Here is a 14023-nt window from a genome sequence, read left to right as displayed (position 1 = left end):
CCTTAAGAAAAGCTGACTGATAGTTGGCTTTCCTTTTCTTCTAAAATATATCCTTCTGTTTTTTCAATAACGCTGACTGTTAAGATTTGACCCAAAACATTGATCATAGTACGGCCAGCATTGACAAAGAAATCAACTGCAAAGATCAAGGCGACTCCTTCAACTGGCAAGCCCAGTTGAGGTGCTGCGGCTAGTAGAACCACGATAGCACCTGATGGCACAGTTGCTGCAGTTTTTCCAATCAAGGTCAAAAGCAAAACAGTAAACAAGAGACTTGATAAAGAAAATTGAATGCCGTAGGCATGCGCGATAAAGATTGTCGCTACTGAGAAATAAACTGCTGCCCCCTCTAAGTTAAAAGTATATCCTAAAGGAACAACTAAATCAATTGTATGCTCGTCATGCCCCTGTTTTTTCAAATCTTTAAGAAGTGATGGCAAGACAACACTAGAACTCCCCGTAACAAAGGCCAGAGTCAAAAGACTCCAATTTTCACGAAAGGCTGACAAATACGGTACTTTAAAGAATAGAGCGATCAAAGGGAAAATAAGCAGAACCAATACAGCATAAGCCAAGTAAGTTCCGATTACAAATTGACCAAGCCCAATCAATTTATCAAGGCCAGTAGTTGCAACATCTTTGGCGATAAATCCAAAAATTCCAATCGGTGATAGTTTGACAATCACTGTAACAATCTTGTAGATGGACTCAATCCAGATTTGGAAACCTTCGATAATCTTCTGAGATTTCTCAGATTTAAGATTCCCAATTCCGTAACCAAGAAAGATAGCAAACACGATAATTGGCAAAAGAGCACCTTCTGAAAGAGACTTGACGATGTTTGATGGAATAAAACCAAGCAAAAATTCGCTGAACTTGACATTGTTCGCAATCCCATCAAGGTTTCCACCAGTTTGACCAATGTTCACACCTTGTCCAAATCCCAAAAAGTAACTAGCAAATACAAACAAAAGAGTAATGGCAGTTGTTACGGCAAAAAAGTAAACCAAGCTCTTGGCCAAGATTTTTTCGAAAGATTTTTTTCCGATAACTCCAGCTACTGCAACAACGATGGTTGGGAAGATTAGCGGAATGATAACCATATTGATCAATTTAATAAAGGCTTGTCCTAAAAATTGATAAAAGCCTGCAAATTGTGGCCAGATGACTGCAGCAATCACCCCCAAGACCAAAGCCACCAATAATTGAATTCCTAGTGAGAGTTTTGACCATAAAGTAACTAATTTCATAAGAAACTCCTTTGTTTTATTTGCTACTCATTCTACTACTATTCTTCACTTCTGACTAATATATCTTTTCTATGTTGAACATAAAAAAGATTTATATTGAGAGTTCAAACTATCATCGTACCGAACACATGATTCATTCTGTTCAAGCAGGAATTATAAAATCTGTTTCTTACCAATGATTTTTTGCTAAAACAGTGATAAATCACGGAATTTACTTTTCTATTCTCAAAATTTTATGATACAATAATGGTATGATTTTAATGAAACTTGCTTCCATCTTGCTTTTGGTACTAACCTTAGCTCTGGCGATTATTTTAAGCAGACTCTTTAAGTTAAAGAAAAGGGGCATCAATGCTGCTGATTTAGCTTTTCCTTTTCTAATATTTGAATATTATTTGATAACGGCTAAGATGTTTACACACAATCAACTTCCCGTATTGGGAACGGCCTTATCAATACTAGCAATTGTGTTGGTCTTTTTCTTCTTAAACAAAAGACGTAGTTTTTATTATCCAAAATTTATTAAATTCTTTTGGCGAGCTGGATTTTTACTAACACTGCTCATCTATATCATCATGATTGTTCAAATTTTCGTGATGATATAGTCAACTATTACAATACAGTCCACCAGCACCTCGATCTTGGCCACTAAATGTTCCATATGAGGCACTTTTCTGATAAAATTATAAAAAAGTAAAAATAGGAGATAAATCAAGTGAAAAAAACGCTCTTGGCAAGTGCCATTACGCTTTCAGTATTTGGTCTAACAAGCAACCTTAGCTATGCTGAGGAAAACCAAGCACAGTCAACCCCAGTAGAAACAACACACAGTGAAACCGCTACTGACAAAGTGGAGAAAAACAGTCTCCCAGCTAAGGAAACTGAAGCTTCAACTGAAGCAAATACCAATCAAACGACAAATCCAGCTAAGAAAGAAGAAGATAAGGCTCCTGAAGTCCAAAAAGATGGTTGGGTATTAGAGGAAAATATCTGGCGCTTCTATGAAAACAATGCCCCTGTTCTAAACTGGAAAAAAATCCACGGAAAATGGTACTACTTCAACAAAGATGGCATCATGCTGAGTGATACTATTTTTGATGGATATATCCTAACTAGTAGCGGGGCTATGGTCGATTCTGGTTGGAGTAAACTCCAAGATAAATGGTATTACGCTAACGCTTATGGAAAAATTTCTCAACAAAAATGGGAAAAAATCGGTGGTGTCTGGTACTATTTTGATCAAGATGGTGTCATGCTCAGCAACACAATTTTTGACGACTATCTGTTTACCAATAGTGGTGCCATGGCTGAGAGTTCTTGGGTAAAACAAGATGGACAATGGTACTACGCCCTTGCTTCTGGTAAATTAATCAAAAATAAGTGGGATAAAATTAGTGGTACCTGGTACTACTTTAACAAAGATGCTACTATGGCAAGTAACCAATGGCAAGGTAGCTACTACCTAAAAGCTAGCGGGGCCATGGCTGAAAAAGAATGGATTTTCGATAAAAACTATGATAGTTGGTTCTACTTGAAATCTGGTGGTGCTTACGCAGCGCGTGAATGGATTGGTTCTTACTACCTCAAGGCAGGTGGTTACATGGCTAAGAGCGAATGGATTGACGACAGCTACTATAAAGCCCGCTACTATGTAGATGAAAATGGAGTCTATGTTACAGGGACCCATAAAATCGATGGACAAACTCATCAATTCCAAAGCAATGGGAAATGGATTGGTGAAACTTCTGTAAGTCGTGGTTTTGAAAAGGGGAAATATAACAATATTATCTTCCTAGATCCAGGCCATGGTGGTAAAGATCCTGGAGCATCTTATTATAACATCACCGAAAAAGAACTGAACATGCAAGTTTACCAAAAGCTACGCAAGGAGCTTGAAGGACTCGGCTATACTGTTCTTTCTTCAAGAGACAGTGATGTCTTTGTAGACTATGTCACCGAACGTTCAAGAATGGTTAATAAGACTGATTCAGATATCTTTATTAGTATTCACTTCAATGCTAGTGGTAATCCAGCATCAAACAGAGCTGGAATTCAGACTTATTCTTATGAAGAAGCTGCTGGTTATCCTTCTAAGATTAATCCATACTGGCATAACCACCCTGACCGAATCAGTGAAAGTAATCGCCTTGCAGCAGATATTCACTCTTCACTGTTAGCTGAAACTGGTGCTAAGGATGCAGGTCGTCTACGAAGTAGTTTTGCTGTCCTTCGAGAAACTAATAAACCAGCTGTTCTATTGGAATTGGGATATATTGACAATTTCAATGAGAATCAACAAGTCCGCAGTGATGCCTACCAAAACAGATTAGTTGCAGGTATCGTTAAGGGAATTCAAAAATATTACGCAGGGCAATAAAGAAAAAGTCTCGAGAAAATCTCGAGATTTTTTGTATTATTCTTCTTACTTGTTGGCTTCAGGAAATAGAAAACCAATTCCACGCAAGCCAGCACTCCAGCACCGATAACTACACCACTTGAAAGTGGCACGATATAGTCTTGTTCTTGTTTCAATTGACTATAATATTTTTGCCCCCCTTTTGCTTACTACTAAAGTTTGATACACTCCCCTTATAGTGGATAGTGAAAAAACAAAATTTCACTAGAAACTACAGGGGGACTTTTCGTATGGCAAAAAGAGGTCCGAAATCAGTGGAGGAGAAGTTAGAAGTTGTTCATCTTTACCTTGAACAAGGGAAGTCAATATCTATTTTGACCAAAGCATTTGGAGTAAATAGTGACACAATCAGAAATTGGATTCGTAAGTATCAAACAGAGGGTGTAGAAGGGCTCAAGGAGCGTCATAGCTGGAAGAAATATAGTTCAGAGTTAAAAGAAAAGACTGTAACAGATTATCTTGCAGGTAGAGGTAGTTTATCTAGGATCAAATTTTCATTCGTTTCGCTTTATCCCTTAAAGGTTACAATGGTTGCGCCAGATCCACCTGCATTTTGCGGTGCATAACCAAAGCTCTTGACTTGCTTGTTTCTTTGCAGGTACTTAGTTACACCTTCACGGATGACTCCTGTACCGATACCATGGATGATATCTACTTGAGCCATATTGTTGAGAAGGGCTTGGTCAATAAAGGCATCCAAGGCTTCCATAGCTTCCTCGTAGCGTTTGCCACGAAGATCTAGTCGAGCCTGTGGGCCTTTGCCTGCTGCACGTTTAACGACGTTAACTTGTTTCTTCTTGACTGGTGCTTCTTTCTGGGCTTGAACCAAGTCAAACTCTTTTTCTTCAAGCGTCATCTTAATCAAGCCAACCTGTGCTTCCCAACGACCATCCTTGAGTTGATTGGTCAAGGTACCACGTTGACCATAGCTTAAAACGATAATATCATCTCCAACTTTTGGAGCTCGTTTTTTCTTGGCCTTTTGAAGGACCTTGTTTTTAGAAAGGTCAACCTTTTCAGGGGCTAATTTTTTGAGTTTAGCCTTGGCTTCAATAATCTCATGTGGTTTTAGTTGAGATTTACTGTGAAGATTTTTAAGTATATCATCACTCTCAGCTAGTGCTAAGTCAACAATCTCAGCAGCTTGTTCTCGCGCCTTATTGAGTTCTGTTTCCTTTTCACGGTTGAGCTCGTTATAAAGTTTTTTAAGGGCACGGTTCATCTTGAGGTTTTCTTGCTCGACTTGGCGGATATTTTCAAGACGTTTCCGGCTTTCAAGTGTTTGTTCTTCCAATTGCTCAATAATGCGATTGACATCATTGTCTTGATTAATCTGCTTGCTGGCATCACCTACGATGACATCTGACAAGCCTAGACGTTTGGCAATTTCAAAGGCATTGCTTCGACCTGGAACTCCCTGCATAAAGCGATAGGTTGGGCGCAGGCTAGCTGTATCAAACTCCATGCTAGCATTTTGAACATAAGCCGTTTCAATCCCGTAGGCCTTGAGTTCAGGATAGTGAGTGGTTGCCATAGTCTTGACCTGACGCAAACGCAAGTCTTCTAGGATAGACATGGCTAGGGCAGCTCCTTCCTGAGGATCTGTACCTGCTCCAAGCTCATCAAGTAGCAAGAGCGAGTTTTGATTGACCTTACCAAGAATATCTACGATATTGGTCATATGACTAGAGAAGGTTGAGAGACTTTGTTCGATGGACTGTTCGTCCCCGATATCTGCGAAAATCTCCTCGAAAACCCCTACACGACTGCCCTTATCGGCTAGAATTGGCAGTCCAGACTGGGCCATCAATTGCGTCAAACCCAAGGTCTTCAGCATGATAGTCTTACCACCAGTATTGGGACCAGTGATGACGATAGCTGTTAATTCTTTGCCGAAGTGCACATCATTTGCGATGGCATTCTTCACCAAGGGATGACGAACGTGAAGAAGTTGAATCTCCTGTCCCTCAGACACTTGAGGTACTACTGCCTCCGTCTCTTGGATAAAGCGAACCTTAGCCCGAATCAGGTCCAAATGTCCGATAATCCAAGCATCATTAGCAATTTCAGCTGCGTGTGGTCTTACTCGTTCAGAGAGTTCTTGGAGGATACGCATCATCTCATAGCGTTCATCTGCACGAAGACTGGCTATTTCCTCACTCAACTTGACCACTTCACGAGGTTCGATATAAACAGTGTTCCCACTGGCAGAAATATCATGTACTACACCAGCAATCTTGTTACGATAGGTATTCTTAACTGGAAGAACTTGGCGACCATTTCTACTTGCGATGATACCTTCTGTCAGCATCTGAGCTTTTTGTTTGAGAAGGTCTTGCAAGACATCACGGACTTGACTTTCACTATCATGGATTTTTCGACGGATTCGTGCCAAATCCTCGCTAGCAAAGTTCTCAATAAATCCAGCTTCGTTGATGGCTTGTAGATTTCCCTGTAAATGTGGAAAATCATGAAGTTTCTCAAACCAACTTGCCAGGTGATCCAAACGTACATTTTCAAGATTGTCATAAAAATTCTGCAATTCACGACTGGCAAAGATGACACGTTTGAGAAGGAGAAATTCCTCGATGTTGAGATCAGCACCCATTTCCAAACGTTTTGAGGTCGCTGCAATATCTTTTGTTGCAGAAATGCTGAAATGAGGATGCTCGACAAAGAGTTCTTGCATTTCCTTCATCTCTGCAAAAGCTTGCTTAATCTTGTCTCCTTTATCAGTCGGAGCAAGTTCTTTCAACTGCTCTAATCCTTGCTCGGTCAAAATATGAGGCTCGAATAAAGCCTTGACCTTATTAAATTCTAACGTTTCTAGTATTTTTTTATTCATTTTCTTTTCCTTAGTTATAAGCCTAGGAACCCTGTATTCAAGTTCTAAAGCTTTCTTAAAAGTCTCCTTAACTTTTGGAATTGTAAACAAAAGGCTAGGAATAGTTCCCGCCCTTTTTATCCGATTATTTTGGTTACCCAGAGTTGTTTAATCACATGACTAGTGATTGGAACACTCTGGATAATATGTTTAGCTACAAAACTGTTTTCAAGTGAATTTTGAACAATTTGTAAAGGAACAGTCGCAAGAATAGTCAGTATCATCTGGAGGACAAATAAGGTCACAGCCACTGATAAAACTCCTGCGCCTATACGGAAATATTGACCCGCTAGCTTTTTAGTCGGTAGAAGATTAAGAAAGAGACCCAGCAAACGACCAATGCAATAAAATATAGTAAAGGCTAAGAGGTAACCAAGACCTGCATAAAAGACTTTGTCCAGCTGGAAAAGTTGATTCGACGGGAAAAAGAAGGTTCCCTGTCCTTCCTGTGGACTTGCATATGGGATCAACAAATCAAATTGTTTCCCTAAGGATTGATAAAAATTTCCTGCAAGAAGAGCTGAAATCACAGTTGCTACAAAATAGTAAATCTGGAGAACTAAACCTCTACGGTAACCGATATAAAAGCTCCATGCAAGAACCAATAAGAGAAGGACGGAAATCATAGTGAGTCCTCAATCTTGCTCTGCTCTTGTTTAGTCGCTACCACTTGATGACGAAGGGCGTCTAATTCTTGCTCCTTATCATCAAATTCAATCTCACGGCTGAGTTGGGTTGACAAGCTATTGACTGCTAATAAAATAGCGATTGTCTCATCATCCGCTCCAGGCATTTGTTCTTTGATTGCTTCATATTTTTCTGTTGCAACCTTGGCAACTTCCTCCATAAAGAGGTTGTCATGCTCAGTTGTTAGGGTCAATGTTTTTTTGCCGAATGTAAACTTGTATCGATTTAAATTTGCCATAAAAATTCACCTCACGATATTATACCAAATTTCACTAAGTTTGTCAGTTTTTACCAATTCTGCGGCTTTTATGGTACAATAAGAACTATGGCAAGTATTACATTAACCCCGAGTGAAAAGGAAATCCAAGTCTTTGTTCAGCAATATGAACAGGCACTGACTCCTAGTAAAAATCCTTATATTCGCTACTTTTTGAAGCTTCCGCAGGCAAGTGTTTCCATCTACACTTCTGGAAAAGTCTTGCTTCAGGGAGAAATGGCTGAAAACTATGCCAGTTTTTTTGGTTATCAAGTCAGTCAAGGAACTAGCGGACAAAATTTCCCCTTGATTGGAACAGATGAGGTGGGAAATGGTTCCTACTTCGGTGGTCTAGCTGTAGTAGCATCCTTTGTGACTCCTGACCAACATGACTTCCTACGAAAACTAGGTGTAGGGGATTCTAAGACTCTGACAGACCAAAAGATTCGTCAGCTTGCCCCCCTGCTTAAGGAGAGAATCCAGCACCAAGCTCTACTGCTTTCTCCAAGTAAGTATAACGAAGTCATTGGGGAGCGCTACAACGCCGTTTCTGTCAAGGTAGCCCTGCACAATCAAGCGATTTTTCTCCTCCTCCAAAAGGGAGTCCAGCCAGAAAAGATTGTTATTGATGCTTTTACTAGTGCTCAAAACTATGAGAAGTACTTAAAAAATGAAGCCAATCATTTTTCTAATCCAGTCAGTCTAGAGGAAAAAGCCGAAGGTAAGTACTTGGCTGTCGCAGTAAGTTCTATCATTGCGCGTGATCTCTTTCTAGAAAATCTCGAAAATCTGGGTAGAGAACTTGGTTATCAACTTCCAAGCGGGGCTGGAACAGCTTCTGACAAGGTAGCTAGCCAAATTCTTCGTGCTTATGGTATGCAGGGACTCAATTTCTGCGCCAAACTACACTTTAAAAATACTGAAAAAGCAAAACAAATGCTAGAAAGGTAAATTATGAAATATTTTAAATCGTTTTTAAAAGAGTGGGGGAGTTTTATCCTCATCATCACTCTTGTTGCCCTTAGCCGTCTCTTTCTCTGGAGCAATGTCCGGGTAGAAGGGCATTCTATGGATCCAACCCTAGCTGATGGAGAAATCCTCTTTGTAGTTAAACATCTCCCAATCAATCGCTTTGATATTGTAGTTGCTCATGAAGACGACGGGAACAAGGACATCGTTAAGCGGGTCATCGGTATGCCAGGAGATACCATTCGTTACGAGAGCGACAAGCTCTATATCAATGGTCAAGAAACTGATGAGCCTTATCTAGCAGAATACCTTAAGCGTTTCAAGGAAGATAAGCTCCAAAGCACTTATACTGGAACTGGTTGGGATGGTAAAAAGGGAGAATACTTTAGAAACATTGCCCAAAAGGCTCAGGCCTTTACCCTAGATGTTAATTACAACACTAGCTTCACCTTCACTGTTCCAGAAGGAGAATACCTCCTACTGGGTGATGACCGTCTGGTATCTAGCGACAGTCGACATGTTGGTACCTTCAAGGCAAAAGATATCACTGGTGAAGCCAAATTCCGCTTCTGGCCACTCAAGCGTATCGGAACATTTTAAAAACTAGGAAGAGGCCGAGAATTTTCTATCTCAGCCTCTTCTCATTCTATTTTGATTAAATCTGGGATAAATTTTCTCAGACACTATTGTAAGGAATTTTATGGAAGTTTATTTTTCAGGCACCATTGAACGCATTATTTTTGAAAATGTCAGCAATTTTTTCCGCATTTTGCTCCTAGATATTGAGGATACCAATGCTGAAGACTTTGATGATTATGAAATCATTGTCACAGGTACCATGGCTGATATCATTGAAGGAGAGGAATACACCTTTTGGGGACAAATTGTCCAACACTCTAAGTATGGGGAACAGCTACAAATGACTCGCTATGAGAGAGCCAAGCCGACTAGTAAGGGCTTGGTCAAGTATTTTTCCAGCAGTCATTTTAAGGGAATTGGACTCAAAACAGCCCAGAAAATTGTGGATATCTACGGTGAAAACACTATTGACAAAATCCTAGAAAATCCAGACAAGCTCCAGTCTATCTCTGGACTCTCTGCTAAAAACCGTGAGGCCTTTGTCTCAACTCTTCGTCTTAATTACGGAACAGAGATGGTCTTAGCCAAACTGGCTAATTACGGCATCCCAAATAAACTAGCCTTTCAGATTCAAGACTTTTACAAGGAAGAAACGCTAGATATTGTCGAGAATTATCCCTATCAACTGGTCGAGGATATCAAGGGCTTGGGATTTACCATCGCTGACCAATTGGCCCAAGAATTGGGGATTGAGAGCCAGGCTCCCGAGCGCTTCCGTGCTGGTCTCGTCCATAGCCTCTTTCAAGGTTGCATGGAGACGGGAGATACCTATATGGAAGCTAGAGACTTGTTGGAGCAAACCCTCAACCTTCTGGAATCCTCCCGTCCAGTCGAACTAGATCCGAGTCAAGTTGCCCAAGAACTTGCTTATCTGATTGAAGAAGATAAGGTCCAGCAGATTGATACCAAAATCTTTGATAATAGCCTCTTTTTTGCAGAAGAAGGGATTCGCAGCCATCTCATCAGAATCCTCGAAAAAGGTCAGAGTAAAAAACAGGATCTAGAGACTATTCAAGACCATATCACAGCTGTTGAGGAAGAACTGGGAATTGAGTATGATAGCATTCAAAAACAGGCTATCTGTGATGCTATCCAGAACAAGGTCTTTATCCTTACAGGTGGACCTGGTACAGGTAAGACTACTGTTATCAACGGCATTATCGCTGTCTATGCTCTCTTAGAAGGACTGGATCTCAAGAAAAAGAGCAATCTGCCCATTCTCCTAGCCGCTCCTACTGGTCGCGCAGCCCGGCGCATGAATGAGTTGACAGGCTTGCCTAGTGCAACCATTCACCGCCACCTAGGTATGACTGGAGACGACGATACCAGCCATCTGGAAGATTATCTGGATGCTGACTTTATCATTGTTGACGAGTTTTCCATGGTAGATACTTGGCTAGCTAACCAGCTCTTCTCCAATATCTCCTCTAACAGTAAAATCCTTATCGTTGGTGATAGTGACCAGCTGCCTTCTGTCAGTCCTGGTCAAGTCCTAGCAGATTTACTCCAGATACCAACCATCCCTCAAACACGTTTGGAACGAATCTACCGTCAGAGCGAAGAATCAACCATCGTCACTCTTGCAAGTCAGATTCGTCAGGGAATATTGCCTGCAGATTTTACCCAGAAAAAAGCAGATCGCTCCTACTTTGAAATCGCTAGTAACCATATCTCTGCTAGCATTGAAAAAATCCTAGGTGCTGCTATCAGAAGTGGCATCCCTGCTCGTGATATTCAGGTTCTTGCCCCTATGTACCGTGGAACTGCTGGTATTGATGCCATCAACCAGCTCATGCAAGACCTACTCAATCCTCCACAAAAAGACCAGCTTAGCTTTGAAGCTCCTCAGTGTCACTATCGAACAGGAGATAAGGTCATTCACCTAGTCAACGATGCAGAGGTCAATGTCTTCAACGGAGACTTAGGCTATATCACAGACTTGATTCCAGGAAAATACACTGAATCCAAGCAAGATGAAATTGTCATCGATTTTGACGGCAATGAAGTCTCCTATCCTCGAAATGAATGGTACAAGATTCGCCTAGCCTATGCCATGAGTATCCATAAGTCGCAAGGAAGTGAATTCCCAGTCGTTATTTTACCTATTACCAGTGCAAGCAAGCGCATGTTAGAGCGCAATCTCATCTACACTGCTATCACTCGTGCAAAAAGTAAGCTCATTTTACTAGGTGAATTACAGGCCTTTGACTATGCAACTCAACACATCGGAACAGCTCGTAAGACCTATCTAATTGAACGTTTCGCTGACCTAATGCAGAATGCCGAGGAAACAAACCAACTTGCTACCGATACTGCCATCTCAACAGACACTGAACAATCATATATTCTAACCGAAGACAACTGGTCTAGTATCCCAGCCATGATTGGGATTAGCCAAGAAGACCTGAAGGAGATTTTCGGAAAATAAAGTATAAGAAAACCCACCGAATCCGGTGGGCTTTTATCTTGTAAAGATTATTTTACTGTTGCAGTGCTTGTAATCAATTCAACAGCTTTTTTGATTGTGATATCGTGTTTCAACATATCAGCTGAAAGCAAGCTTTGTACTTGAGCAACTTCCATGTTGTAGTCTGCTGCCAATTGCTCGATTTCTTTTTGGATTTCTTCTTCTGAAGCGTCAAATCCTTCAGCTTTAGCAACTGCTTCGATAACAAGGTTAGTCTTCGTACGTGACTCAGCTTCTGCTTCGTATTGTTTGTGAAGGTCTTCTTGAGTAGTTCCAGTGATTTGGAAGTACATGTCAGGGTTGATACCTTGACGTTGCAAGTTTCCAAGGAATTCATTTACTGAACGGTGAACCTCTTCGTGGATCATTTCTTCTGGAAGTTCTACGATTTCAGCGTTTTCAACTGCTTTATCGATTGCTGCACCTTCAACTGCATCCTTGTATGCTTCTTCTTTAGCAGCAGCCAATTCGTTGCGGTATTTTTCTTTCAATTCAGCAAGAGTTTCAACTTCTTCATCGATGTCTTTTGCAAGTTCATCGTCAAGAGCTGGAACTTCTTTAGCTTTTACTTCGTGGATAGTTGTTACGAATTTAGCTTCTTTACCAGCAAGGTCTTCTGCTTGGTAGTCTTCTGGGAATGTTACGATAACATCAACAGTTTCACCAGCTGAGTGACCTACCAATTGGTCTTCGAAACCAGGGATGAATTGACCTGAACCAAGTCCAAGTGAGAAGTTTTCACCTTTTCCGCCGTCAAATTCAACACCGTCGATAGAACCAACAAAGTCGATAACAACAGTGTCGCCGTTTTCAGCAGCAGCTTCTTTGATAACCAATTCAGCCAAGTTGTTGCGTTCACGTTCAATACGCTCTTCAACATCAGCATCAGTTACTTCTTTTTCTACATCAACTGATACTTCAAGGTTTTTGTAGTCACCCAATTTAACTTCAGGTTTTGTAACAACTTCAGCAGTGATAACCCAGTCTTGACCTTTTTCCATAGAAGTTACGTCAATTTTTGGTTGTGCAACGACTTCAAGACCAGCTTCTTTTACAGCCGCTTCATAAGCGTTTGGCAAAAGAGCGTTCATAACGTCTTGGTAAAGTGACTCTTCACCAAATTTTTTGTCGAAGATAGGACGTGGAAGATGACCTTTACGGAAACCAGGAACGTTAAGAGATTTCTTTACTGAGTTAAATACACGATCCAATTCTGGTTTGATTTGGTCTTGAGAGATAGTGAAAGTCAAGACACCACGGTTTGTTTCTTTGTTTTCAAATGATACAGACATTCTGTCATTTCTCCTTAAAATTTTTTTAAATACAGTCTATTATAACATTTTCCATTGATAAAAGCTAGACTAATGCAGATAAATCTGGCTAAAACACATTTTTTATAATTTTCTATCTTAGTCTACTCAGGAAAATTTAGTAAATTTTTGACATTCTAGAGTTAGTTTTTAGCTAGTATTTCCAAGTATTATTATTTTAATTTTGAATATTCTTTGAGAGTATATTTTCAATTGCATAAAGTGTTCCACATAAAAAATTAAGTTTGATTCATTTTGAGTATTACACATACAAAATTATCTCTATAAAGTATTGTAAGGTAATATTGAATACCAAATTTGATAACTAAAAAGAAGACAAACATTCTTAAAATGTTTGTCCTCTTAATGCTATAGACTCTATCATCTAGTCCGAAGTAATTTCAATAGGATTAAATTTTTATTTTAATCTTCTTTTTTCTTACGAACTACAAGTCCAAATCCACTCATTACTCCAAGAAGTCCAAGTGCTGCTAAGCTAGTATGATCTTCAGTACCAGTATTTGGCAACTGAGGAGTATTTTCTTTAGCAGAGGTTGGTTTCTCTGGAGCTACTGGTTTCTCTGGAGCTACTGGTTTCTCTGGAGTTACTGGTTTCTCTGGAGTTACTGGTTTCTCTGGAGTTACTGGTTTCTCTGGAGTCACTGGTTTCTCTGGAGTTACTGGTTTCTCTGGAGTTACTGGTACAATTGGAACGTAGATGATTGGTGTGTCATCACCTGGGTTTGTTGGAAGGTTTGGAAGTTCCTTACCTGGTTCTACTGGTTTACCTGGTTTGCTTGGATCTTTTGGATCTGGCAAGTATGGTTTGTAGCCTGGTACGTCTGGAACAACTGGTTTACCTGGTTTTGTTGGATCTGTTGGATCATTTGGATATTTCACATCTGGTGTTGATGGGAATTTAGGATCATCAGATTTTGGAACCAAGCTTCCAAGTGGTTTATAGGTAACAATCTCTACTACTTCAGGATTTTCTGGAGTAACTGTCTTACCACCGGCTTCTGTCTTATCAGCGTAGTAACCTGGAATTACTGGTACAGATACCTTACCGTAAGTATGGCTCTTCTCAGTCCATGTTGTAGTTCCAGAAGCTTTGTTTACTTTACCAGTGAATGTGAAGTCGTCTT

12 protein-coding genes are annotated in these 14023 nt (G+C 40.2%); 6 read left to right on the top strand and 6 right to left on the bottom strand.

Annotation, left to right across the window (positions count from 1 at the left end; genetic code table 11):
- Positions 1-2: 2 nt before the first annotated feature.
- Positions 3-1250 carry a dicarboxylate/amino acid:cation symporter gene (locus O3658_RS02865; protein ID WP_371559208.1) on the bottom strand — a complete coding sequence of 416 codons (1248 nt, stop codon included), beginning with the start codon at positions 1248-1250 and terminating at the stop codon, positions 3-5.
- Positions 1251-1501: 251 nt separating this feature from the next.
- Between O3658_RS02865 and O3658_RS02860 the strand changes: the two genes are divergently transcribed.
- From O3658_RS02860 to O3658_RS02850, 3 genes are all read left to right on the top strand, one after another.
- Entirely contained in the window at positions 1502-1855 is a 354-nt protein-coding gene (locus tag O3658_RS02860; protein WP_371559206.1) for a DUF3397 domain-containing protein, read from the top strand.
- Between the two features lie 110 nt (positions 1856-1965).
- Positions 1966-3627 (top strand): N-acetylmuramoyl-L-alanine amidase, encoded by a 1662-nt coding sequence (locus tag O3658_RS02855; RefSeq protein ID WP_371559204.1) that lies wholly within the window; start codon positions 1966-1968, stop codon positions 3625-3627.
- Between the two features lie 269 nt (positions 3628-3896).
- Positions 3897-4232, top strand: a complete 336-nt coding sequence (locus O3658_RS02850) for a transposase (RefSeq protein WP_371559202.1) — start codon at positions 3897-3899, stop codon at positions 4230-4232.
- On the opposite strand, the gene O3658_RS02845 is transcribed toward O3658_RS02850, so the two are convergent.
- The 3 genes from O3658_RS02845 to zapA all read right to left on the bottom strand — a co-directional run bounded on the left by O3658_RS02845 (position 4175) and on the right by zapA (position 7475).
- On the bottom strand, positions 4175-6511 hold the full coding sequence (locus tag O3658_RS02845) for an endonuclease MutS2 (RefSeq protein WP_371559200.1): 2337 nt from the start codon (positions 6509-6511) through the stop codon (positions 4175-4177). The two genes, O3658_RS02850 and O3658_RS02845, sit on opposite strands and share 58 nt — an antisense overlap.
- Positions 6512-6627: 116 nt before the next feature.
- Positions 6628-7176, bottom strand: coding sequence for a CvpA family protein (locus tag O3658_RS02840; protein ID WP_371559198.1), 549 nt, complete (start codon positions 7174-7176; stop codon positions 6628-6630).
- Positions 7173-7475: a cell division protein ZapA gene (gene zapA / locus O3658_RS02835; protein WP_371559196.1), complete on the bottom strand. Its 303-nt coding sequence runs from the start codon at positions 7473-7475 to the stop codon at positions 7173-7175. The genes O3658_RS02840 and zapA overlap by 4 nt, the downstream gene beginning before the upstream one ends.
- A gap of 87 nt (positions 7476-7562) precedes the next feature.
- Here zapA and rnhC point away from each other — a divergent pair, with 87 nt between their 5' ends.
- The 3 genes from rnhC (at position 7563) to O3658_RS02820 (ending at position 11529) form a co-directional block, all read left to right on the top strand.
- The gene (gene rnhC / locus O3658_RS02830) at positions 7563-8444 is read left to right on the top strand and encodes a ribonuclease HIII (RefSeq protein ID WP_371559194.1); all 882 of its coding nucleotides are present in this window, start codon (positions 7563-7565) and stop codon (positions 8442-8444) included.
- 3 nt (positions 8445-8447) lie between these two features.
- Positions 8448-9062 carry a signal peptidase I gene (gene lepB, locus O3658_RS02825; protein WP_371559192.1) on the top strand — a complete coding sequence of 205 codons (615 nt, stop codon included), beginning with the start codon at positions 8448-8450 and terminating at the stop codon, positions 9060-9062.
- 100 nt (positions 9063-9162) lie between these two features.
- Positions 9163-11529, top strand: coding sequence for an ATP-dependent RecD-like DNA helicase (locus O3658_RS02820; RefSeq protein WP_371559190.1), 2367 nt, complete (start codon positions 9163-9165; stop codon positions 11527-11529).
- 47 nt (positions 11530-11576) lie between these two features.
- On the opposite strand, the gene tig is transcribed toward O3658_RS02820, so the two are convergent.
- Positions 11577-12860: a trigger factor gene (tig, locus tag O3658_RS02815; RefSeq protein WP_371559188.1), complete on the bottom strand. Its 1284-nt coding sequence runs from the start codon at positions 12858-12860 to the stop codon at positions 11577-11579.
- A 441-nt stretch (positions 12861-13301) separates the two neighbouring features.
- The coding region (locus O3658_RS02810; protein WP_371559186.1) for an LPXTG cell wall anchor domain-containing protein at positions 13302-14023 on the bottom strand (722 nt) is incomplete at its 5' end.

Origin of the sequence: Streptococcus sp. 27098_8_69 (genome assembly GCF_041432445.1) — a bacterium.
In the GTDB taxonomy this organism is placed as follows: domain Bacteria; phylum Bacillota; class Bacilli; order Lactobacillales; family Streptococcaceae; genus Streptococcus.
The sequence above is the reverse complement of the archived record's forward strand: the minus strand, read 5'-3'. Positions and strand labels throughout refer to the sequence as shown.